Raw genomic sequence first — 23,773 nt, 5'->3', positions numbered from 1 at the left:
GGTAAAAAAGCGCAGTTTAAAACAAAAATTGTTCGAAGTGGGATTTTAAATTGAACCAGAATACCGATCAAAGGTTTGTGCAGTTAAAAACTTGGGTGGCTCGACAACTGGATCAGGCGGAACAGCCTCTATCGGTGGTCAGCGGTGATGCTAGCTTTCGACGTTATTTTCGAGCAGTCGAGCTTTCCTCTGGGCGCTCGTTAATTGCCGTTGACTCGCCGCCAGATAAAGAGCCCATCGAAGCGTTCTTAGTAACCGCTGCATTACTTCAAAGCGCAGGTTTATTGGTTCCACAAGTGATCGCGTCCGATCCGACACTGGGCTTTATGTTGCTGAGTGATCTCGGTGATCAACTTTACCTGCCCGCCTTGAGCGCTGACTCTGCTGATGAGTTATATCAACGAGCCATGTTGGCGTTAGTTGAATTGCAGGGCCAATTGGATCCTCAAAATACATCGCTTCCTCCCTACAACGCGGAGCGTTTGCGAGCGGAAATGGATTTATTTAAAGACTGGTTTTTAGAACGCCACTTGGGTCTTACACTCACGCCTGAAGATTTAAGTGTCATAGAACAGTTATTTGCAAAATTGATTCAGCAGGTATCGTCACAAAACCAAGTGATCGTTCATAGAGACTTTCATTCGCGTAATTTAATGATTGTGGATGGTGATGAGCGACCGGGAGTGATTGATTTTCAAGACGCCGTCGTCGGCCCCTACACTTATGATTTAGTTAGCTTGCTGAAAGACTGCTACATATATTGGCCGCGTGAACAACAGTTGTCTTGGGTGGCTTTTTATCATCAAGCCGCCGGTCAACGAGGAATTGCCGTCCCAGAGTTGTCCAAGGTTATAAAAGATTATGACTACATGGGATTGCAGCGGCATATCAAGGTGGCGGGTATTTTTTGTCGTCTAAATTACCGTGATGGGAAGGCAAATTATTTGCAAGATATTCCGTTAACCTTAGGTTACATCTATCAGGCTTTGACGTTGATCCCTGAGTTGAATGAAGCGAAAGATTGGTTCGAGTCTCGACTTTTGCCAGTTTTTGAACGGCAAAAGCAACCTTGGACTGCCTTATCGTGAAGGAAACATCATGAAGGCTATGATTTTGGCGGCTGGCTTAGGTAAGCGCATGCTGCCGTTAACTCGAGATTGCCCTAAACCTCTATTGAAAGTGGCTGGGCGGCCATTAATCGAGCATCACCTATTGCGTTTGGCAGCCGCAGGGATCAGCGAAGTGGTGATTAACACGGCTTATTTGGCCGACAAGCTTGAATCTTATCTGGGAAATGGCAAGCAATTTGGGGTTAATATTCAATACTCTCGTGAAGGAGAACCTTTAGAGACCGCCGGTGCGATAGCTTTTGCTGCGCCATTACTTGGCAAGCAACCGTTTATTTTGGTTAACGGTGATGTGTTTACCGACTATTCATTCGAATCTTTGAAGGGGATTGATCCTGAAATTGCTCACATCGTTTTGACAAAGAAGCCTGATTACCTTGTTGATGGCGACTTTTCTCTATCAGGCAACCTGCTCTTGTCTGAGCCTAGACAATTCACGTACACCGGGATTGGTGTTTACAATCCCGTTTGGTTTACGCAATTTCCAAAAGGCGAAAGCATTGCACTAGGGCCGATACTTCGTGAGCAGGCGTTAGCGGCTCGAGTGACGGCTGAGTTATATACCGGGGCATGGTACGATGTGGGGACGCCAAAGCGTTTAGCGACGCTAGAGAAGAATCTCAGACAGCACTAGTGAGGCTGAGAGATTAAAGACGACATTTAAGACGACATATAAGACAAGGTATTGAAGTGAAATTGTGGGGAAAAATTATTGGCGGGGTGCTAGGGTTTATCACTCTTGGTGGGCCAATAGGAATGATATTAGGACTCTTCTTTGGGCACATGTTCGACAAAGGACTGAACCAAGATTTCACGCCGTTAAGTCGCGATGAGCAAGCGCAAATTCAAGCAAGGTTTTTTTCAGCCACGTTTAGTTTTATGGGACGCTTGGCCAAAATAGATGGGCATGTCTCTCAACAAGAAATTAATGCGGCTGAGCAAGTTATGGCGCATTTAGGATTGTCCAATCAAATGCGCTCGCAGGCCATTGAATATTTCAATCGTGGAAAGTCAGAATCGTTCGACTGGCAAGGTGAAATTGATCTCTTTGCTCAAGCAACGGCAAAGCAACCCGCCGTTCGGCAGATGTTTATGGAAATTCTCATTCAATCTGGCTTTGCTGACGGTCAGCTTAAACATCAAGAACGGGCATTGCTCGGTGATGTTGCGACTAAATTGGGGTTCTCCAACTTTATGTTAGAGCGCCTTATTTTGATGGTGAAAGCACAACAAAGTTTTCATCAACAACGACAACATCGAGGGCATGCGGGTACCTCTTCAAGGGTAAGCCCCGCTGCAAAATTACAGCAGGCTTATCAGCTTCTTGGTGTTTCTGAGAACGCATCCATGGCTGAAGTTAAAAAGGCCTATCGAAAACAAATGGCGCAACACCATCCCGACAAATTAGTTGCCAAAGGCCTTCCAGAAGAGATGATCAAAGTGGCAACTGAAAAAACACAAGAAATTAAAGCAGCTTATGAGCTAATTGCTGACGCAAAAAAGTCAAAATAGGTCCGTATTATCAACCATCGTTGATAACCGTGAATAACCAGAGGATTACCAGTGAAGGCAAAGCTTTTAGCAGCAATAATTTTAGTAACGATACGATTTAGTTGGGCCGACATAGCGGTTATGGCAAGTTATGGTGTGGGCATGGACGATGAGTTGATTCAATCGGGCTCAACGTCAGGATCGAATGTAACAGGCATCGGTGTTCGCTACCCATGGCTATTTGATCAAACGCTTCCTCATCTAGGACATTTTGATGTAAGCATTGACGCAGAATGGCACCGAATGAGTAGCGAATTTCAGCAGCAGTCGGAAGACTTAACCATGTGGGCAATTAAACCAACCCTGCAATGGTACTGGCAAGATGACAAAAGCCATGTGACCGAGCTGGGTGTTGGGATAGGACGAATCTCTGAACGGCAGTATCAAGAGATTACAACGTCAAGTAATTATCAATTTGCTATTCATTTAGGGTATGGTTGGCGCTTCGGCGAGAACCGACAGTGGCAAACGATGTTTCGCTATAATCATTACTCGAATGGTTACCTTGCTCGGCCTAATCCCGGCATTGATTTTCTCTCATTGGCTTTATACTACCAATTTTAGGTCGTACCATTTTAGATAGGACAACTTATGACACAAAACGATATAACAGTACCATTAGCGACCATGGTCGAAATGCAAGACGCGATGAATCGTAAAGTTCATCCGCAGTGGTTTGAGCAAAATTTTGCATGGTTCCGCGCAATTTGGCTAGAGTGTGGAGAGATGCTCGATCACTATGGCTGGAAGTGGTGGAAACACCAAACGCCTGATTTAGAGCAAGTAAAAATGGAGTTGGTCGATATCTTTCACTTTGGATTGAGCTGCCGCATTAACGGCGTTGACTCACCCACCGAAATCGCAAAGCAATTGGCGGCTGAAATGGCCGAGCCAAAAGCGGCTGATAGTTTTCCTGAAACACTAGAAATTTTAGCGGCAACGGCGTTAACCACACGAGGATTTGATGCTCATGCTTTCGCTGGCTGCATGCTAAAAATTGATATGGACTTTGCCGAACTCTATCGAAGTTACGTCGGTAAGAATACGCTGAACTTCTTTCGCCAAGATTATGGCTACAAAGAGGGGCACTATCAAAAAGTTTGGGATGGACGCGAAGATAATGAGCATTTGGTTGAGGTGCTTGCATCGTTAGATATTGCAGATCCCGATTATCAGAAAAAAGTGTATCAAGGCTTGGTCGAACGTTACCCTAGCGAGTAAGTCCAGTAAGTTAATTGAGCTGGGAAAAAGGATGTTTTTTGCTATGCTTAAAACATCCTTACAATAATGATACCTAGCCATTGAACAACCTAATACGGTCTAATCTGTTTGCCTCGTGCCTACTCGCGCTCTGCGGTATAGGTCTCAACTACATTACATTTCCATTTATCGCGCCAATCGAGTGGATTTTGTCACCTGCCATTATCTTTGTTGCGATTCGACGTCTGCCAGTTAGCTACGCCTTGGTGGTTGCGTTCTTAGTACTCGGTCATATGAGTTGGCTATGGGGGTCGCTGAACAATGCGATTCTTTATTTATTAGAATGTGTTGTTTATTACAAAGGTGTGCGACGAGGTTGGAATGTATTTTATACGGACTTATTGTATTGGCTAATCATAGGAATTCCATTAGCAACCTTTCTGACCTCAAACTCTGGCCTTGAATTAAACGCGTTGGCGGGTGTCATTGTACTAAAACAACCTTTAAACGGTGTGCTTTATACTTTGCTTGCGAACGTGATCATCATGGCGATCACAATATTTCGCGACCATCGAATTTTCGCAACGCGTTTGCAGTTAAGTAGTTTTATTAAAGATGTCTTAGTGACCGTATTACTGATTCCGCTATTCAGTATTTTCCTTTTGACAAAATACGCCATTGAGAGAAATCTAATTGATTCAACGGCACGCTCTAATGATTCTTATGTACAGTTAACCAAAAATAGAGTTAACGAATTTTTATTTGGTTATCAAAAGGCGGTACAAACTTTAGCGCTTCATTATCAGCCGCATAAAGATTTGACGGATTATCAAAAGCAAGCATTGATTTCTCAAACCCACGCTATCTACAGCGGTTTTATTACGATGTTAGTTGCCGATCAACAAGGTGAATTGGTTGTTGCAAGCCCCGCTGAGCTAATCGATAAAAGCCGTGGAGTTGCCGATCGAGAGTATTTTACTTTTCCAAAAGAAATGTTACATCCGTTTATATCAGAAGCGTTTCAAGGTCGAGGCTTTGGTAACGACCCTATTGTCGCCATTAGCGCGCCGATTATTGATGGACAAGGAGAATTTGCCGGTATTGTTGAAGGCTCTTTAAATTTATACGACCTCGATTTATTATTTGTGTTACCAAACTCAGTTGAATTTGAAATTCTCATTGTTGATAATTCCGAGCAAACTATCTATGCCAGTGAAGGATTGCATCAGAACTTTTTAGACAAAGTGGTCATACAGTCTCAGCCGGATCCTTTGTATAAAGAAGTGGTCACTCTCAATCAAGATCCAACGTTATATACAGTTGGTTTTGATACCGCTGATAATGGTTGGTCTATTTATTTTTTAGCTCAGCGTAGCAAACAAGTTGAAGCGTTGAGCCAAGCGTTATTGTGGCTGCTTTTACTCGGGATTATCAGCCTTATTGCTATTTTAGCTTTATCGGAATGGTTATCTCGAAAGCTACATTCTCCCATTGATAAGTTGGTCAAGCGCTTTACTTCGTTAAGTTTAACGGCCCAAGTTGACACGGAAACGCAAAACCATTTGTTTGATGAAATTCAATTGATTTTTGATCGACTCGATGCCGCACAAGAAAAACTCGTCGCGGCACATTTTGCGCAACAAGAAGCGCTCTCTGATAAAATTTCAGCGGAAAAACAGAACGAAGCGAAATCTGAGTTGCTGTCTAAAGTTAGCCATGAATTAAGAACGCCGTTAAACGCTATATTAGGACAAATTCAACTACTGCAACTGGAGTCATTTGATGAAAGTGTGAGTAAGCAATTAGCGAAAGCAGAGCAAGCAGGGCGATTTCTGGTTTTTTTAATTGAAGATTTATTGGTGCTCTCAAAATCGGAATTAGGAGAGTTCAATTTAACCCTTAAACACTGTTATTTAAATCCATTAGTGGAAGCGTCGACTGAATTGTTTGAACAAAAGATTAAAGATAAAGGCATTCAGTTTATGTTTGATATTTCAGCAACAGAAGACTTAGTGGTGAATGCCGATGAGTTTAGATTGCAGCAAGCTATTTCGAACTTGATCAGTAATGCAATTAAATATAACCGAGAAGGTGGGCGCGTTATCGTCAAGTCGACCGTTATTGAAGACAGATTAATCAAGCTCACCATATCCGACAATGGATTTGGCATTCCTGATCAGTTTCAAAATAAGGTCTTTCAACCCTTTAACCGACTGGCCCATGAGCACAGTAAAGTCGAGGGCAGTGGAATAGGCTTGTCGTTATCTTACCAACTGGTGCGAGCAATGCGAGGCGAAATTGATTTTTCATCAATAGAAAATGAGGGAAGTCATTTTACGATAACCATGCCCGTGGTTAAGCATCCGAATATAGAAAGCAAAGCAGTCGAAGAAGAGCTGAAACTTGATTTGACCGGTCGAAAAATTTTATACATAGAAGACAATCGAACCAACTTTATGATTGTGCAAGCATGGCTGAAGAAGCAAGGCGCTACTCAGATAGATAATGGCGATTGTGCGGCCGCTGGTTTAGATAAAGCCAATACAGAGCGTTATGATTTGATTTTACTGGATCTTGGTCTTCCTGACCGCTCAGGATTCGAGATCATAGGTGAGCTTAAGGCGTTGCAGCCAGATGTGCCAATCATTCCGCTCACTGCTGATGGTTCAGAAGTGAGTCGAGAACGAGCAGAGCAGTTACAAGTCGAAGAGTTTCTAACCAAGCCCGTCGACTTTAACCAAATGACACGAGTGCTGTACGGCTTGTTGAGCTAAGTTAAATCATTGGCTTGAGCCAGGCGCAACGGGGCGCTAAATGAGGGTGTAATACAAGCCTCATTGAAGCAGATTTAAAGAAGCAAATTTAAACCTTAACTTTGTCTGTGATTGTGGCTAACTCTTCCGCCATTTCTGCCAGCGAGGAGGCCAACTGATTAAATTGACGTACGTTGTTATGTATTTCTGCCGTTGCTGTGGAGATTTCATTGATATTTTGACTGATATCTTCCGAAACCGTGGTTTGTTCTTCAGCAGCGGTTGCAATTTGAGTATTCATACTGTGAATTTGATTAACCGCCGCTGTAATTTCTTTCAGCGACACACCCGCTAGATTGGCTTGTTCGACACAAGCGGAGGTTGAGCCTCGTCCTTTTTCCATGGCCGATACGGCGTCTTTAGCGCCGGTTTGAACATTCTCGATAATTTGTTGAATTTCGGCGGTGGACTCTTGCGTACGTTGCGCTAGATTTCTGACTTCATCAGCCACGACGGCGAAGCCCCGGCCCTGTTCGCCAGCACGTGCCGCCTCAATTGCGGCATTGAGCGCGAGTAGGTTGGTTTGTTCAGCAATACCTCGAATAACATCGAGTACCGTGCCGACACTGTTGGTATCTTCTTCTAATTTTCGAATCACTTCTGACGCTTGTGATACTTCATTTGAAAGACCGTCAATGGTAGCGATGGTGTGGTTCATAACGCTGAGACCTTGTTGGGCTGCATTATCAGCATTCGAGGCCGATTCTGCAGCACCACTAGCGTTTTGCGCAACCTCTTGCACCGTTGATGTCATTTCTGTGACGGCGGTGGCCGTTTGCTCGAGGCGCGACGCCGTGCTTTGCGAGCCATGAGCAATCTCTGACGATGCTCGATTGACCGTGTCGGCATTTTGATTGAGTTGAGCAGAGGCTTCTTTGACTTGAGCCATCATGTCACGCAAAAACGCCTGTGAATTACTTAGCTGTTGTCTCATTTTACCCAGTTCATCACTAGATTTTGCGTGGATGGGAACAGAAAAGTCGCCGTGACCGAAACGCTCAACATGCTCCATTAACGAAGCAACCGGTTTGGTGAACTGGCTCGACAGAACCATTAAGGCCAATACGATAAGGACGATTGATATAATAATAATCGATGGCGTCGCTATCGCGCTGATTTGCTGCGCGTCTTTAATGGCTTGAGTGCTGGATTCGGCAACCGCTTGAGCGATAACATCGGCGGCATTTTGGAGCGTTTCGGTCGGCGCTCGATCAATGCCAGAAACTGCTTTATCGCCCGCTTTATGATCGAAATTTGAGGCGATAAACGCATCTAACCCTTTTTTATACAAAGCTTTCAGTTCAGCGTGTCGCTTTTGAAAGTCGTCGACCAGTCTTTTGGCCGGCCCTTCATTGAGGCTGCCGAGCAGTTTTTTTGCATCTTGCTGAATGCGATCATGCATTTTTTCAAATCGACCCCAATATTTTTCACGTTGTTGGGTATCGTGGCCACGAATTAACACGTTTTTCCATTCTTGAACCTGAATTTTAAAGTTGGCAACCAGCGCTGATACTTGTCGTTCTTCATCAACTTGCTTTTCAATTAAATTTTCTAATTGGACAGCGCTGCTGCGCTCAAACTGCAAGAAAATGCTTGATAGGATGGTGTTGATGATCAAAGCACCGGCGAAAATAATGATAAGCTTGTTGCGTAAACTACTGCTCCAAAATGCCATGGTTTATTCCTCATACCAAGGAGACGAGAGCTCAGGGGAAGATAGGGTTAAACGATCTCGTACCTGCTTCATCAGTGAAAATGGTTATTATGAACCTTTGTATTCGTAGTTTAAGTGTAGGTAATTTCTCGTAAAATGCTAAAAACTCAAGAAAAAATGCTGATGAATTTGTATGACACTTTTATGACAGCTAAGAGGTTAGTCGTCATGACGGGGGCGGGAGTTTCTGCCGAAAGCGGCATAGCAACTTTTCGCGGTGATCAAGACAGTTATTGGTCGCGCTTTGATCCTTACCAGTTGGCCAGCGCTGAAGGCTTTATTGAAGCGCCGCAGCGAGTCTGGGATTGGTACCAATGGCGCCGCTCACAAGTAGGCGCTGCTCAGCCAAATGCCGCCCACTATGGTTTAGCTGAGCTCGCGCAATCCGTACCTTTGTTTCTAATTACGCAAAATGTGGATGGGCTGCATCACCGTGCTGGCAGTCAGCAAGTCTGTGAGCTGCATGGCAGGCTAATGATGAATCGGTGTTTCAATCCAAGTTGCGGCTATCGTGAAGACGCCATCGATTTTTCGGCACCTTTGATTACTTGTCCGAGATGTCAAAGCGCCTATTTACGCCCTGATGTGGTGTGGTTTGGTGAGTCGCTCAGTGCGAGCTCAATTCAACAATCTGAAGCAGCAACAACCGAATGCGACGTCTTTGTTTCTATTGGTACCTCGGCACAAGTGTATCCCGCCGCAGGCTTTGCGCAGATCGCCGCTGCCTCTGGCGCTCAGTTAATTGAAATTAATCCCGAAGCGACGGCATTGACATCACAGGTTGACTGGGTCATTGCAGAGCCTGCAGGAAAAGTTTTCGAGGGGTTGCGATCGCTGCTGAAGTGACGCTCGAGTAATACGCTTAGTGTGATCAAGGTATATTGGGTGCGAGTCTTATTACAAAATCGTAATCTTGTTTGGTGCGCGTTTGTCCTAACCGTTATACTGCTGCGAAAAGAAGGGGCAGCTTATTTGATCGCGTTAAGCTGAGCCGCCAATCACCTTTATTCAATATTTGAGAATCAATTTTGGGCTATATTCCGTTCATTCGCAGTAATTTACGTTTTCTTTGTTTTGGCTTTTTTCTGGTTTTTGTTGGTAACTATGGCCAAACCTTTTTCATCTCTGTGTTTGGTGGAGAGCTGCGACAAGCTTTCTCCCTCGACCATACTCAGTACAGTTTTTATTATTCTTTGGCGACTTTGATCAGTGGTTTTAGTTTGATGTTGATTGGAGGGCGGTTAGACACTAGTTCTCTTCGCCAGTTCACGATATGGGTGTTAGTCGGTACCCTTGCGGCAACATTAGTGATGGCGACCGCCGTTAGTGTTTGGATGTTATTTCTTGGCTTTTTGATGATTCGATTTTGCGGCCAAGGGCTGACCGGACACACGGCTTTTACTTCGATGGCGCGCTACTATGATGCTAATCGAGGAAAAGCCATTAGCACAGCGGCCATGGGAATGCCGGTCGGTGAATTGATCCTTCCCCTTGCTGCAGCCGCCAGTATTGCGGCTTTCGGATGGCGTGAAACCTGGCTCATTTTGGCGGCGTTATTAGTCTGTATTTTTGTTCCCGTGATTTTATGGAGTTTAGGAGACGCCCCCGTTCGTCAACCCATTGAGCAGGCTTCTGCAAGCGCGTCACCCTCTCAAGATAAGACTCCGGAAGGACAATCTATTCACTGGACGCGGGGGCAAGTGATTAAAGATCAGCAATTTTGGTTCGCGCTATTGGCCATATTAGCCCCAGCGGCGATTATTACCGGTGTGTTTTTTCATCAAGTATTTTGGGCAGAATCGAGAGGTTGGTCGCTTGCTGCCTTGGCCAGTAGCATGGTGCTTTATGGCGTTACTCATGCCTTAGGCTCGCTGTTTACCGGTACCTTAGTGGATCGTTTAGGCGCGTTTAAAGTTCTCCGGTTTTATTTGCTTCCGTTATTTCTTGCAACGGTCTGTTTACTGAGCAACTCATTTATCGGGTGGCTGGCGTTCATGTTTTTAGCCGGTTTTTCGGTTGGCGCGAGCGGCCCTGTTATTGGTTCTCTTTGGCCAGAGGTGTATGGCACTCGACATTTAGGCGCTATTCGATCCTTGGTTAGTGCGATAATGGTACTGTCGACAGCCATCACCCCAATAGCATTGGGTATTATGATTGACCAGCAGATCAGTATTCGACTGATCATGATGATATTAATGACCTACGCTTTCGTCGCGTGGATGATTTGTCAGTGGATCTATCGCCGCAACCCTCTGTTAGGGAATTAAGTAGAAAAATAATTTTAAACCAAAATGACCACGTAAGCGTCTTACTGAGTAACCGTATTCGAGGAGTCTAAAAATGAAAAAACAGTGGCATTCCACATTAAGCATTTCATTGTTCAGTGTGATGTTGAGTTGGAGTCAATTAAGTTTTGCCGACCAAACGGTCGAGAAAACCTTTGATGTCAAAGCTGGTGCTGACTTAGTTGTCGATACTGATATTGGTTCAATACATGTGGAAACTCATAGCAGCAGTCAAATCACTGCAAAAATCGAAATTGAAGGACTGGATGACGATGAGTTTTCAGTTCGCTTTAATCCTTCAAATGGAGGTCTACGTATCGATGGTGACAAACAATCGAGTGATTGGGGCTGGGGTTCACGACGCGTTAAGTTTAGCTTGGTCGTTCCTAAGGAATTCAATGTTCAACTAGAAACGGCGGGCGGTTCAATCAGTATTGACGATTTGCAAGGCAATGTCGATGTTCGAACGTCGGGTGGTAGTCTAACTTTCGGCAACATCATTGGAAATATCGATGGACGAACGTCGGGAGGCTCTATTTCTGTTGATGGCGCTGAAGGCGATGTTCGAGTGCGAACCAGTGGTGGATCGCTTTCTCTAGGTGATATCAAAGGAACGTTACACGGACGTACCAGTGGCGGCAGTATTTCATTGGGATTGGTGACTGGACCAGCCGATGTGGCGACGTCGGGCGGTAGTATTCGTATTAAAAATGCCGGTGGCGAAGTGAAAGCTCGCACTTCTGGTGGCAGTGTTGATGTGACTTTCACGCAACAACCAAAGGGAAATTCTGATATTTCGACCAGTGGAGGAAGCATTACTGCGCGATTGAGCAAAGATATTGCGGTTAACTTATATGCTCGTGGACGTAAAGTTTACTCTGACTTTCCTGTGAATGGTGAAACCGAGGCAAAATACAAGTTGCGCGGGCCAATTAACGGTGGTGGTCCTGAGTTGGAGTTGCAAACTAGCTCTGGAAGCGTCTATATCAAAGAAGATTAATCTTCCAGCAAGCGAAAAGGCATTTCTTTTTCCTTTTCGCTTGCCATCGCAGCTCTCTGTTCTAAGCTTTTAAGCTGAGACTGAACCGATTTAGGCAACGCGATGGAATTTTTGGATTTTTTAAAAATATTAGCCACCAAAGATGGCTCTGACCTATACCTCAGCACGGGAGCTCCTCCCTGTGCGAAATTTCAAGGGGTGCTAAAGCCTTTAGAGCGAGATCCATTAACACAAGCTCGTATTAAGGAAATAGCCTATCAAGTAATGTCGGAAGATCAGCAAAAAGATTTTGAACAACAGCTAGAAATGAACCTTGCTATTTCTGAAAAAGGCGTCGGTCGTTTTCGAGTCAATATTTTTAAACAAAGAAATGATATTGCGCTTGTTATACGTAATATAAAAACCGATATTCCGAACTACAAAAATTTAGGACTGCCTGACGTTCTCACCAAAGTTATTATGGAAAAACGTGGGCTCATTTTGTTTGTTGGTGGCACCGGATCCGGTAAATCAACTTCTTTAGCGGCCTTGATTGATTATCGAAATAGCAATGCAAAAGAAGGCGGTCATATTATTACGATTGAGGATCCGGTCGAGTTTGTTCATCGCCACAAGCGTTGCATTGTTAATCAACGTGAAGTGGGGGTAGATACGTTAAGCTTTCACGAAGCGTTAAAAAACACCTTGCGTCAAGCCCCCGATGTTATCTTGATTGGTGAAATTCGTGACCGAGAAACGATGGAGCATGCACTGGCATTTGCAGAAACAGGTCATCTTGCTATATCAACTTTACATGCCAATAATGCCAATCAGGCGCTCGATAGAATTATTAACTTTTTTCCTGAAGAACGACGCAATCAATTACTGAATGACTTGTCTTTAAATTTAAAAGCGTTTGTTTCGCAGCGATTAGTTCCGACCATCGATGGAAAACGATGCGCTGCGATTGAAATTTTATTAGGTAGCCCTACCGTGCAAGAACTCGTGAAACGCGGAGAAGTTCATGAGATTAAAGAAATTATGGAGAAATCGCTAAATTTAGGCATGCAAACGTTTGACCGAGCTTTATTTAGACTTTGGGAAGATGAAAAAATATCGCTGGATGAAGCATTAAAAAATGCTGATTCGCCGAACAATCTTCGGTTGATGATTAAACTAGCAGGAAAAGAAAACGGTGCAACGAAACCTGTGGTTCCATCGGCACAACCTGCGAAAGAAAATAGTGAACCTGAAACAGAAGCACCCCAAGCTCAGCCGTCTCAAGCACAATCGTCCATGGCAACGTCATCTGGCTTAACTCTTGAACTCGAGGCTACCGAAGATTCAGAAGAAGCACCCAAAGGACGAGCGACCTTTACCATTGATGAAGGGTCTCCAGAGGAAGAGAGCAAAGATTAAGTTTTGCCATCGATTTCTAAATTGCGGTTGATTTAATTAACTTGGATGACCTTCCAGAACCAATGATGATTCTGGAAGGATTGTTGTGTTATTTTTGAGAAACGGCATTAATTCTTGAAACAATATGATTTAAATCAGACTGAACCGCCGCAGCAGTCACTTCTCTTCCTGCTCCAGGTCCTCGAATAATGAGAGGATTATCTTGATACCAGGATGTTTGGATAACAAATACATTATCACACGGGCTAATTTGTGCGAGTGGGTCACTTTCGGATACTTCGACTAGGCCACAGCTTGCGCCTTTGTCTAGTGAATACTCTGCCTGGTAGACCAAGCGCCGACCTTCATTCTTGGCTTTTTGCCATCGTCGATTAAAGTCACGATCGAAGTCTTCTTTCTGTTGCCAGAAGTCTGCCTCAGATAACTCGAATAAACTGGCATCCAAAAGAGGAGTAATAGTGACATCCGATTGATCAATTTGTTGTCCGGTCAGTCGAATTAGAATCATTAATTTTCTTAAGACATCATGGCCAGACAAGTCAACACGAGGATCAGGTTCAGCATAACCCAGAGCCTTAGCTTCTTGAATTAATTCCGATAAAGCTCGTGTTCCATCGTAAGTTTGCAACAACCAAGAGAGTGTTCCTGAAAACACCCCTCTAATCGATGTTACTGAGTCACCACAACTTAATAAATCGTTAATGGCATAGTTAATCGGCAAGCCTGCACCAACGGTTGCGTTTTGCAGCCACCAGCAATGATGGTCTTGAGCACATGCGTGTAATGAATCAAGTAACTCTTGTTTTGATGAAGCGGCTTCTTTATTCGCTGAAATCAAGTGGATGCCCAGTTCGAAAAATCGCGAATAAGATTGAGTAATGCTACTGCTAGCCGTCGCGTCAATAACAACCTTATTCTTGAAAGGCGCGTTTCTAATTAGCTCAACGAGTTGCTCCGAAGAGTTATCAATAGTGTCAAACGATTGCTGTGAGTCGAGTAGAAAAAGAGTTTTTGAATTTGATTTTAGAACAACTTGAAACGAGTGGCCTTGCCGACTCTCTACTTGCTTTAACCAGGTTGCTCCAACATTACCAATGCCCAATAAGAACACAGCAATCGTCTCAGTGTATTGTGTCCAAGCATCGAAACATTGTATTGCAAGATCATCGATCTCTGGTTGAGGGAGAATGGCGACGCAAGCATGCTCTAAATCAAGTAATTGCGCGTCAAGTTTTCTCTCTCGAATGAAGGTTTTGAAAAAATGCCGATGATACTCATAGTTACTAGAGCACTCTCGAGCTAGCGCTAATGTGGATACTCTTTTCTGTTCGAATATGAACGTTGAAGTACTCTGATTTTCTGCCGTGCTCTGTGCAATTGCTTGGATTGTTTGCTGCCATTGCTTAACATTGTTTTCTTCTACAAGCAGGCGAAGCGAGCGCTGCCCATGCTTGAGTAATAATGAAAATTCATTGTTAAGATTTTGTTGAATGATTAACTGTTTGTTTAATCGATGAAGGTCGATATCTGATTTCAAAGTGAAACAGAATTCGATTAATCCATTGCGATGAGTGACCACACTGTTTGCGTTAAAGCCGTCATTGATGCAAATTTTAGAACCTGGAAGATCAGGGCTAAAGGTAGAGCCAATCGAGAGCTGGATTTTAGAGTTGCAGATGGGCTCAAGCGTTTTTTGATGCAGAACCGGTGAGCCGAGCAGAGCCAGAGTTTTGGTTAGACTAAGATTTAATTTCTCAATGGGTTTGGCTTGGCTACTTAAATTAGGATCAAAATTATAGATTCCAGCGACATCCGTCCATATTTTTACTTCTTTCGCGGTGGTTAGATTAGCTAATAAGGTTGCGCTGTAATCACTACCATTTCGCCCTAATAAACATGTTTTATTATCACCATCACTAGCAATATAACCAGTTACAACCGTGATTCGTTGTTGACGTGATTTTAGGTGTTCTTCTAAATACTTTTTGGATTGTTCAAAATCGATGCTTATTTGTTCATTGATATTCAGAACTTTAAGACAACGCCGCGCGTCTATCCAGCTAGCGGGCACACCAATATGCTCAAGCAGATAAGATAGAATAAGTGCAGACCAAAGTTCTCCGAAGGCTATGATATCGTTTTTAAAACTCCCTTGATTGGAATAGGCTAAATGACGTTCTATCCAATTAAGATGTTGCTCTAAAGTGTCGAGGAGTTTTTGTCGTTGGTCAGCAATAAAGCAATCATTGATAATTGCACGATGGTGGTATCTGATTTTCTGTAAGAAATCGAACTGCTCATTATTTTGCTCGCAACAAGCAATGAGCCAGTCGGTGGTATTTCCTGAGGCCGAAACGACAACCAGATCATTCGGTTTAAGTTGTTGTGAAATAATTCGCGCGGCTTTTCGAAAACCGCGCGCGTTGGCTAAAGAGCTACCGCCAAATTTATATATGGAGTGAGGCAAATCGAGTTGTTTAAATCGTATTTGCTGTTTTTTAAGAACGGAGCTGCCCATGTCACCCTACCTTTTGATTCACGCGACATTGAGACGCTGCAAAAAAGCCTCGTTTAAGATCATTGAGCAAATCGTCACTGTCTTCAATTCCAATGGAAAGCCGTAGCAATGTGTTACCAATGCCAGCCGTTTCACGAGCGGCCGGATCCATGGCTGCGTGAGTCATGGTTGCAGGGTGACAAACTAGCGATTCAACACCACCGAGTGATTCGGCAAGCGAGAATTGTTGCAACACGCTAACGAACGCTCGAACTTCGCTTTCACCGCCTTGCAGCTCAAAACTGAGCATAATGCCAAAGCCTTTTTGTTGTTTCTTAGCAATCTCATGACCAGGATGAGTGGGTAACGAAGGATGATAAACGTTACTCACTTGAGGATGCGCCACTAAATAATCAAGAATGATTTGAGTATTGATTTCATGTTGCTTTAGGCGCGCATTGAGCGTTCGTAATCCGCGAAGGGTTAAAAAGCTATCGAAAGGACTCGCGGTAATCCCAACGCAGTTTGCCCACCAGCGTAACTTTTCAGCAAGCTCAGGGGTTCTAGCAATGGCGGCTCCACCGACAACATCACTGTGGCCATTGATGTATTTAGTGGTTGAATGCACAACTAAGTCAGCACCCAGTTCAAAAGGTTTTTGATACACTGGAGTTAAAAACGTATTGTCGACGGCAACCAAGCAATTGTGTTGATGAGCTTGGGTGACTAAAGTCTCGACGTCAACAATGCGTAGTAGCGGATTACTGGGTGTTTCAATCCAAAGTAAGCGCGGATTGTGTGAAAGCGCATCATTAATCGCTATGGGGTCATTTTGATCGACAAATAATACGCGAAATTGTCCTTTATCAGATAAGCTTTTGAACAGTCGATAAGTACCGCCGTAGCAATCATGAGGAGCAATCACTAAATCATTTGCTTGCAATAATTGAGTGATCAAAAAAACCGCCGACATTCCCGTTGAAGTGATGACCGCTCCCGCACCCCCTTCTAGTTCATTAATGGCATCTGCCAGTAAATCACGAGTTGGATTTCCGGAACGTGAATAGTCATATTGACGTGGCTCCGCAAAATCTTTAAATGTGTAGTTACTGGATAAGTACAATGGTGGTGTCACAGCACCGTGGGCTGAGTCTGCTTCTATGCCTGCTTTTACAGCGATGGTAGCGCTGGCAAATCGGTCGTGTTGTAAAGTCATAATATTCTCTGCTTAATTCGTTAAAAATTTTTTAATGATCCATGCAATGCTCTGTTGTTCTTTTAAAAAAGCATCGTGACCGTAAATTGATTGTAAAGTTTGAAGTTCTGCGTTGGCCTTGGCGGCCATTCGTTGCATTGAGTCGTGCGGAATCAGTTTATCTTCGAGAACGGACACACAAGTTAAAGGACAACTCAGTTGCGAGAGCTCAACTCGATGCAGATCGATGGATTGCGAAAGACGGTAAAACGCTTTGGCGCTGAAGCGCTGGCTGAATAATTCGCCGCGGTTATTTAAGTAATCGATGACATCGGCATGAAAGCCATGTTCTAAAATGGCGTTGTCATTAGCAAATCGTTGTCTAAATTCATCGGCTGAGCGATAGGTAATCATGGCTAACGCTCTAGCCAGTTTTAATGCTTGTTTTGGTTGAGCTGAGTGGTGTCCGAGCAGAACAATTTGTCGTTGAATTTCACGCAGAGCGGTACTGACAGGATCTGGTTGATCGGCTGCACTGATCACTAAGGCTTTGCCTAAAGTAATCGTCGATTGACAAGAAAGAGCCAGCGTCACCATGCCACCGTAAGAGCTTCCTATAGCGGCGGCTAAGCGCTCGATACCTAGATGGCTCAACACAACGCCAATGGCATTGGCCTGATCAAATGTCGAAATGGCTTGACGCGTTTGGTCGGAGTCGCGCTCTGGCGCACTGCTTTCACCATTGCCACCGAGGTAGTCAATTCCTAGCACGCAGTACTTCGTTAAATCGATGCTATTGCCTTCACCAAGATGATATCTCCACCATCCTGAGGCGAACTGATCGGTCTGGTGGGCAATGTCTCGGCCGGCCGATATTCCACCGAGCACCAACACACATGGGGCTTCTGGCTGTCCATATAGGGTAAAGGCAACCCGTCCATCTTGAATATATCCGCCGTGGTGAAGGTCGAATCTAGAGGGTAGATCACAGCACGCCCGCAAAATGCGAGTCTGTGAGCCTTGTGCAATAGATTCAAGAGAGTGCATGGAAAATTACCGTCTAGACGTTTAGATGGCTAAATATAAAGTTGACTCAATTGGATGTCAAGATGTGTAGACGTCTAAAGATGAAAAAAATGCGGAGTTAATTGACAGATAAGACCAGCTCGGTAAGATCAGCGCGTCGAATACAATTTGAGGTGTCCAATGGCTGAGCGAAAAGGGGAAGGTATCTGTCCTTACGCTGAACACGGTAAGAAGAGTCAGGAAGTTAAGAAAATTACGGTTTCAATTCCTTTGAAAGTATTGAAAATTCTTACTGATGAGCGGACCCGGCGGCAAGTTAACAATCTGCGTCATGCGACCAACAGTGAGTTACTCTGCGAAGCATTTTTACACGCTTACACAGGCCAACCACTACCGGGCGACGAAGACTTGTCAAAGTCTCGAGAAGAAACCGAATATTGGTTAATTGAGAACGACAAGAACTAATCTATCTGGGCAGTGTTTCGTTCGCTGCCCATTTAAATATCCCAAAAAGCACTGGATATTTGATTTCTGTAATAAATGACATCTTTTTATCATTAAAAAGAGTATCTGAGATTGCTGCATAACAACTAAAGCTTTCATAACGCGTCATATTTCGAATTTTCCCTTAAATATTTAACTCCATAAAAAACAGGCAGTTATTGTCGTAAATAACGGCTGCTTTTAAAGAAATATTGAATAAGGTGATATTTTCTGACCTTCTTATCGATTTTTCGAGCAAGTTCGACTAATAGTTATAAATCACGAAAACCAAGGGAGCGGGAAATGAAAACATTGGATTCGCTAAAAAACGAACATCAATATTCCATTTTTTATCGCTCGAGTCGTGTCTACAAAACTCAAGACCAGTGGTTCTTTGAAAGTGCGGAAGGAGATGCGTTTGGTCCGTTCGACAGTAAAGACACCACCATGCGCGCGGTACGAATCTATAAGGATGTGAAGCAGCAGGGAATTAACTTGCCTTTTGCTAAGATTCAGAAGGTCATTTAACAAGCATTGATTTTAAGTTGATTCATTTACGAGACTTTAACTCGTACAACCTTCATTATTTCCATTTCAAATCCGGCGACCTGCTGTTGTGCAGGGTAATAGGTCAGGTTGACTCTTTGTCCGGTTAAATTTCTATAGCGTTTTTGGCGTTTATATTGAAATGGCACTTCATAGCCTTCAAGCATAATGGTGTTGAGTATCCACCCATCATTTTCCCGTTGCACATGGGAGACGACTTTCTTAAAGTCCGATTGAATTAAGTTTTGGTGTGATTTGAGAAGCTTTTCTAGATCCTTACTCATCATTTGCGGCATTATCGGTGAATTCAGTAGAGGATAATATCATGAATGGGCTGGTTCGTTGGTTACTTAAAGCCGTGGTGGTGGTTGCTTTGGTCGGGATAACGATCATTTTCTTGCAGCGTAGCGGGGTTTTACAATCCATTGACTGGTCATCGCTTACCTCGACTTCAGGTTCGTTAGAGACCTATTATCAATGGGAGGATCGAAGTGGTCGAGTACGAATTACGACTGAGCCGCCCCCCTCTGGCATTCCTTTTCATCAGTTTAAAGGCTCGCCGGGAATGGCCGAGTCCTCGGCGGACCAAGCGCCTGCAAAATCGACCGCTGAACGATCGAAACCAAAAATAAAGGTTGTTTCTGACAGAGAGTTGAAAATTCTTGAGGCTATGCAAAAAGAAGATGCATCGTCGGATTGTCGTTGGTCGCTTGGGAAGATGATCAATGTAAAGCGTCAGCTATTAACTGGAGTTGAGCAAAAAGAACAAGATGAATTGTGTGATGAATTCCGAGCGATCAAAGCGCAGTACGCTAAACTTGACTGCCGAGTGATGGCCATGCACATCATTATTCAAGCTTGTGAATAAAATTGTAAAAAAATTTAACATTTATTGAACAAGCATAGCCATTCTAGCCAATCTGTGGATAATCAGGCGGTAACGAATTAGCTAGCTCCCAGATTAGCTGACCATTCGATAAAAATTAAGGCGCCTTTCTAATATTCGAGCGCATCGCTAAATTAAGACCTCTAAGGGGAATTTTATGCCTAAAGCACAGCCTTTTGGTTCTGCAACTTTGTTCGCCGTTGGCGCGCTTCTACTAAGTACCGCCATTGCGAGCTCGGCTGCTGTCGTTCAGTCGAAAGGAGATTTTGTCGATAAGTTCCGCCAACTCGATGAGATTTTACCGACCCCAAATGACTATCGAAACGCAGCGGGAGCGCCGGGTAAGAGTTATTGGCAACAGCAAGTTGACTATCAAATTGAAGTAACGCTAGATGAAAAAAAGCGTCGACTGAGTGCGAGTCAATTAATCACCTACACTAATCGCTCGCCAGATACTCTGCGGTATTTATGGGTGCAGCTAGAACAAAATCGTTTTAAGTCGGACTCTTTGGCGGAGCTGACAGAAGAGTTTGGTGGTTTGGGGCGGCGCGGTCCTACCAATGCATTACCTTCTGGTAACTCACCTGCGAAAATCAGTCTTGGTGAACTTCGGCGTCAACAGTTTATGGACGATGTTGAATTGGGTTATCAGACTCTGACGGTGCAAAACCCTCAAGGCGAACCTCTATCATTCACGGTTGTCGGTGAACAAATGCGGATTGATTTACCACAACCTTTGGCTCCGCAACAAAGTACCCAAGTGCAGATAAATTTTGCATTTAATATTTTAGAAGAAGATGCAGTAGGTGCACGCTCCGGCTATGAGCATTTTCCTGATGATGCACGCAAAGGTGGCAATGACATCTTCTTATTGGCTCAATGGTTCCCTAGAGTCGCGGCCTATTCTGATTATGAAGCATGGCATAACAAAGCATTTTTAGGCCGGGGTGAGTTTACCTTGGAGTTTGGTAACTACGATGTAAAAATGACCGTGCCTGCTGATCATTTAGTTGCCGCAACCGGAGTTCTTGAAAATCCTCAAGAGGTGCTCTCTACACGTCAAATCGAGCGCTTAGAGCGCGCCAAAAATGCGAAACGACCAGTATTTATCGTAACTCCTGAAGAAGCCTTAGAAAACGAAAAAGCATCAGAGTCTGCGACCAAAACTTGGCAGTTTAAAGCCGAGAATGTCAGAGACTTTGCTTGGGCGAGCTCGCGAAAATTTATTTGGGATGCTAAGGGATATCATCAAGGTGGCGATGTGCAGCCTTTGGTAATGGCGATGTCGTTTTATCCTAAAGAAGGAGGAGAGCTTTGGGAGAAATACTCGACGGAATCGGTTATTCACACCATGGAAGTTTATTCTCGTTATACCTTTGATTATCCGTATCCTACTTCGTTGAGCGTCAATGGTCCGGTCGGTGGTATGGAATATCCGATGATCACCTTTAATGGGCCACGAACCATTTGGCATGAAGATGGAACTCGGACTTATACCTTAGCAGAGAAGCGCTTCTTGATTGGCGTGGTGATACATGAAGTCGGGCACAATTACTTTCCAATGATCGTTAATTCAGATGAACGACAGTGGACTTGGATGGATGAAGGCTTAAACAGCTTTTTGGACGGTGTGGCTGGCCGTGAATGGGATCCAAACATTCCTTGGGGCGTTGAACCAAGAGATGTTGTTGACTACATGAAGTCTAATGTTCAAGTTCCAGTCATGACTCAGTCAGACAGTGTTTTGAAGCTAGGTCCGAATGCCTATACCAAACCCGCTGTCGCTTTAAACATTTTACGAGAAGTGATTTTAGGTCGAGAGTTATTCGATTTTGCTTTTCAAGAGTACGCTAATCGATGGAAAAACAAACGTCCAACACCGTCTGATTTTTTCCGCACTATGGAAGAAGCATCGGGTGTTGATCTAGATTGGTTCTGGCATGGCTGGTTTTACACGACCGATCATGTCGACATATCGATTGATAAAGTGTTTAAGTTGCAATTAGACACTAAGAACCCTGATATTGACTTTGAGCGCAGACGACAAGAAGAAAAGGACAAGCCATCTTCTTTGTTTGTCGAGCGCAATCGTGCGGAAGGCAAAAAAACTTGGGTAGAGAGAAATACGGACGTTCGAGATTTTCATGATGACAATGATCGCTTTACCGTCACTAATGAAGACCGCAATGAATATCAAAAGTTTCTAGCTGAGTTAGAACCTTGGGAGAGACAAGTATTTGAGCGAGCAATTAAAGAAGATAAGAACTATTATGTATTTAATTTCTCAAACGTGGGCGGATTGGTTATGCCTATTCTGCTGCAACTTAATTATGCCGACGGCACGGAAGAAATGCGCTACATTCCCGCTGAGATTTGGCGTCGCTCGCCTCATCAAGTCAGTAAGTTGATTGTTACTAACAAGGGGAAAGAGCTCGAGTCTGTGGTCGTGGATCCCGGTTGGGAAACGGCCGATGTGGATATCGAAAATAATCATTACCCACGTCGGATAATTCCGTCTCGAATTGAGACTTTTAAGTCTAAAAAGCGTGAGGGCTGGGAGCATAAAGATATTATGCATGACATTAAGCAGCCACTGAAAAAACCGGAACAAAAAATCAAGAAGAAATAGTTTTGATTGAACAGCGCAGTTGAAAAATATGAATAAGCTAAAAATAGTTTTATCAATGTATCTAGCCATGTTGATTGCCCCAGTCTTGGGGCATCAACAAAAAGAAAGCTACACTCGAGTCGTTATGAACGAGCGAACTCAATCGCTCGAAGTTATGCATCGATTCTATTTGCACGATGCAGAGCATGCGCTAGCCACCATTCTTGATCGTAAAATTGACCTTTCAACAGAACCGCAATCTCAGCAACAATTTTCTGACTATGTTGCCAAACGTTTTTCTCTGAAAGATGGTTCTGGTAGAGCGATAACCTTGCAGTATGTTGGCTTTGAAGTTGAAGGAAAGTATTTATGGATTTACCAAGAAGCCAGTGTGCCTGAGAATTTGTCGGCTTTCAGTGTGCGAGCGAAAAGCCTTCAAGAGGTATGGCCGAAACAAGTTAATCATATCAATTTTGAAATCGATGAAAACGTTCATTCCGTAAGAATGTCAGCGCAAGATGAGTGGCAAACTGTATATTTAAAACCAAAAAATTAGTCAGATTCTTTAAGCCTAACTCCCGTTTGAGGTCAGTGTCCTTCTATTTTCTGTCTAGAATGGCTGTTTGCTCGAAAGTGATATTTAAAATAAATGTTATTCTTTTTACCTAAGGGAAATTATGTCCGAAAACCTATACCAAGCACCGGAAGTTGAAATTCCGCAAGCGACTGTCGAAGTAAATATTCCAGAGTCATTGAATCCTTGGAAAAGTATGTGGTTGCAACCGCGCTTGACCATTCGCTATTTGTTATCCAAAGATCCTACCTACATGGTGGTTCTTCTGGCCATAATTTCGGGTATCTATCAATCATTGGATCAAGCAGCCACTCAATCTAAGGGAGATACTTCTTCACTGGGTATGATCTTGGGCTCGAGTTTGGTCGGCGGTGCCATGGGTGGCATGATCGGCTTATTCTTATTCTCATGGTTGCAATCAGTAACCGGCCGTTGGTTAGGAGGCGTAGCGAATAGTGAGCAGGTTAGGCTCGTTTATGCTTGGTCTACTGTTCCTGGATTGGTCGGGGTGTCGATTCTTATTTTACAAATTTTAGTGTTCCGCAACGATGTATTCAGTAGCGATATGCCTATCGTTGATTCATCATTACTAAACCAAGTGTTATTTTGGTCTAGCTCGATTATTCAAATGATTCTCGCGATTTGGTCGATAGCGCTCCATATTATTGGGGTCGCTGAAGTTCACGTGATCAGTAAATGGCGAGCATTTTTCGCAATTATTCTCGCGTTTTTACTGATTCTCGGAGTTATCGCTATTTTAGTGCTGCCATTTGTGATTTTTGGTTTGATGAAGTAATTGACTAATGAGAGTGTCGCTGCTCGGAGCTGTTTTTATTGCGTAAAGAGTGAGAAGTAACAGATGATCAGTAT

The 23,773-nt window shown here is 43.8% G+C and carries 21 protein-coding genes; 16 read left to right on the top strand and 5 right to left on the bottom strand.

Annotated features, from left to right (window positions below):
• Positions 1-50 precede the first annotated feature (50 nt).
• The 6 genes from Q9312_RS10815 (at position 51) to Q9312_RS10790 (ending at position 6,652) form a co-directional block, all read left to right on the top strand.
• Positions 51-1,088 carry an aminoglycoside phosphotransferase family protein gene (locus tag Q9312_RS10815; protein ID WP_309200859.1) on the top strand — a complete coding sequence of 346 codons (1,038 nt, stop codon included), beginning with the start codon at positions 51-53 and terminating at the stop codon, positions 1,086-1,088.
• A 10-nt stretch (positions 1,089-1,098) separates the two neighbouring features.
• Positions 1,099-1,761, top strand: a complete 663-nt coding sequence (murU, locus tag Q9312_RS10810; protein WP_309200858.1) for an N-acetylmuramate alpha-1-phosphate uridylyltransferase MurU — start codon at positions 1,099-1,101, stop codon at positions 1,759-1,761.
• Positions 1,762-1,817: 56 nt separating this feature from the next.
• A complete protein-coding gene (gene djlA / locus Q9312_RS10805; RefSeq protein ID WP_309200857.1) occupies positions 1,818-2,639 on the top strand; it encodes a co-chaperone DjlA in 822 nt (273 codons plus the stop codon).
• Positions 2,640-2,690: 51 nt separating this feature from the next.
• On the top strand, positions 2,691-3,242 hold the full coding sequence (locus Q9312_RS10800; RefSeq protein ID WP_309200856.1) for an acyloxyacyl hydrolase: 552 nt from the start codon (positions 2,691-2,693) through the stop codon (positions 3,240-3,242).
• A 27-nt stretch (positions 3,243-3,269) separates the two neighbouring features.
• On the top strand, positions 3,270-3,899 hold the full coding sequence (locus Q9312_RS10795; RefSeq protein WP_309200855.1) for a dUTP diphosphatase: 630 nt from the start codon (positions 3,270-3,272) through the stop codon (positions 3,897-3,899).
• 188 nt (positions 3,900-4,087) lie between these two features.
• Positions 4,088-6,652: a hybrid sensor histidine kinase/response regulator gene (locus Q9312_RS10790; RefSeq protein ID WP_309200854.1), complete on the top strand. Its 2,565-nt coding sequence runs from the start codon at positions 4,088-4,090 to the stop codon at positions 6,650-6,652.
• 88 nt (positions 6,653-6,740) lie between these two features.
• On the opposite strand, the gene Q9312_RS10785 is transcribed toward Q9312_RS10790, so the two are convergent.
• Complete coding sequence (locus Q9312_RS10785) at positions 6,741-8,366, bottom strand: methyl-accepting chemotaxis protein (protein WP_309200853.1); 1,626 nt, start codon at positions 8,364-8,366, stop codon at positions 6,741-6,743.
• A gap of 135 nt (positions 8,367-8,501) precedes the next feature.
• Between Q9312_RS10785 and Q9312_RS10780 the strand changes: the two genes are divergently transcribed.
• The 4 genes from Q9312_RS10780 to Q9312_RS10765 all read left to right on the top strand — a co-directional run bounded on the left by Q9312_RS10780 (position 8,502) and on the right by Q9312_RS10765 (position 13,088).
• Entirely contained in the window at positions 8,502-9,251 is a 750-nt protein-coding gene (locus tag Q9312_RS10780; protein WP_309200852.1) for an NAD-dependent deacylase, read from the top strand.
• Between the two features lie 182 nt (positions 9,252-9,433).
• Positions 9,434-10,672 (top strand): MFS transporter, encoded by a 1,239-nt coding sequence (locus Q9312_RS10775; protein ID WP_309200851.1) that lies wholly within the window; start codon positions 9,434-9,436, stop codon positions 10,670-10,672.
• A gap of 73 nt (positions 10,673-10,745) precedes the next feature.
• A complete protein-coding gene (locus Q9312_RS10770) occupies positions 10,746-11,690 on the top strand; it encodes a DUF4097 family beta strand repeat-containing protein (protein WP_309200850.1) in 945 nt (314 codons plus the stop codon).
• 102 nt (positions 11,691-11,792) lie between these two features.
• Positions 11,793-13,088, top strand: a complete 1,296-nt coding sequence (locus tag Q9312_RS10765) for a PilT/PilU family type 4a pilus ATPase (RefSeq protein ID WP_309200849.1) — start codon at positions 11,793-11,795, stop codon at positions 13,086-13,088.
• A gap of 88 nt (positions 13,089-13,176) precedes the next feature.
• On the opposite strand, the gene metL is transcribed toward Q9312_RS10765, so the two are convergent.
• From metL to metX, 3 genes are read right to left on the bottom strand one after another with little or no spacing between them, the layout of a single operon-like run.
• On the bottom strand, positions 13,177-15,606 hold the full coding sequence (gene metL / locus Q9312_RS10760; protein WP_309200848.1) for a bifunctional aspartate kinase/homoserine dehydrogenase II: 2,430 nt from the start codon (positions 15,604-15,606) through the stop codon (positions 13,177-13,179).
• Position 15,607: 1 nt separating this feature from the next.
• Complete coding sequence (metB, locus tag Q9312_RS10755; protein ID WP_309200847.1) at positions 15,608-16,801, bottom strand: cystathionine gamma-synthase; 1,194 nt, start codon at positions 16,799-16,801, stop codon at positions 15,608-15,610.
• Positions 16,802-16,813: 12 nt separating this feature from the next.
• Positions 16,814-17,827 (bottom strand): homoserine O-succinyltransferase MetX, encoded by a 1,014-nt coding sequence (gene metX / locus Q9312_RS10750; protein WP_309200846.1) that lies wholly within the window; start codon positions 17,825-17,827, stop codon positions 16,814-16,816.
• A 159-nt stretch (positions 17,828-17,986) separates the two neighbouring features.
• Here metX and metJ point away from each other — a divergent pair, with 159 nt between their 5' ends.
• Positions 17,987-18,271: a met regulon transcriptional regulator MetJ gene (gene metJ / locus Q9312_RS10745; RefSeq protein WP_309200845.1), complete on the top strand. Its 285-nt coding sequence runs from the start codon at positions 17,987-17,989 to the stop codon at positions 18,269-18,271.
• A gap of 321 nt (positions 18,272-18,592) precedes the next feature.
• Entirely contained in the window at positions 18,593-18,817 is a 225-nt protein-coding gene (locus Q9312_RS10740) for a DUF6316 family protein (RefSeq protein ID WP_309200844.1), read from the top strand.
• A 26-nt stretch (positions 18,818-18,843) separates the two neighbouring features.
• Here Q9312_RS10740 and Q9312_RS10735 read toward each other — a convergent pair whose 3' ends face one another.
• Positions 18,844-19,122: a hypothetical protein gene (locus Q9312_RS10735; RefSeq protein WP_309200843.1), complete on the bottom strand. Its 279-nt coding sequence runs from the start codon at positions 19,120-19,122 to the stop codon at positions 18,844-18,846.
• Positions 19,123-19,160: 38 nt separating this feature from the next.
• On the opposite strand from Q9312_RS10735, the gene Q9312_RS10730 reads away from it, so the two are divergent.
• The 4 genes from Q9312_RS10730 to Q9312_RS10715 all read left to right on the top strand — a co-directional run bounded on the left by Q9312_RS10730 (position 19,161) and on the right by Q9312_RS10715 (position 23,699).
• Entirely contained in the window at positions 19,161-19,703 is a 543-nt protein-coding gene (locus Q9312_RS10730) for a DUF4124 domain-containing protein (RefSeq protein WP_309200842.1), read from the top strand.
• A 175-nt stretch (positions 19,704-19,878) separates the two neighbouring features.
• Positions 19,879-22,350: a M1 family metallopeptidase gene (locus tag Q9312_RS10725; RefSeq protein WP_309200841.1), complete on the top strand. Its 2,472-nt coding sequence runs from the start codon at positions 19,879-19,881 to the stop codon at positions 22,348-22,350.
• 28 nt (positions 22,351-22,378) lie between these two features.
• Positions 22,379-22,885: a DUF6702 family protein gene (locus tag Q9312_RS10720; RefSeq protein WP_309200840.1), complete on the top strand. Its 507-nt coding sequence runs from the start codon at positions 22,379-22,381 to the stop codon at positions 22,883-22,885.
• A gap of 121 nt (positions 22,886-23,006) precedes the next feature.
• A complete protein-coding gene (locus Q9312_RS10715; protein ID WP_309200839.1) occupies positions 23,007-23,699 on the top strand; it encodes a Yip1 family protein in 693 nt (230 codons plus the stop codon).
• Positions 23,700-23,773: the final 74 nt, after the last annotated feature.

The sequence above is a fragment of the Pleionea litopenaei genome, from assembly GCF_031198435.1.
Taxonomy (GTDB): Bacteria; Pseudomonadota; Gammaproteobacteria; order Enterobacterales; family Kangiellaceae; genus Pleionea; species Pleionea litopenaei.
This window is presented reverse-complemented; position numbering and strand designations above follow the sequence as displayed.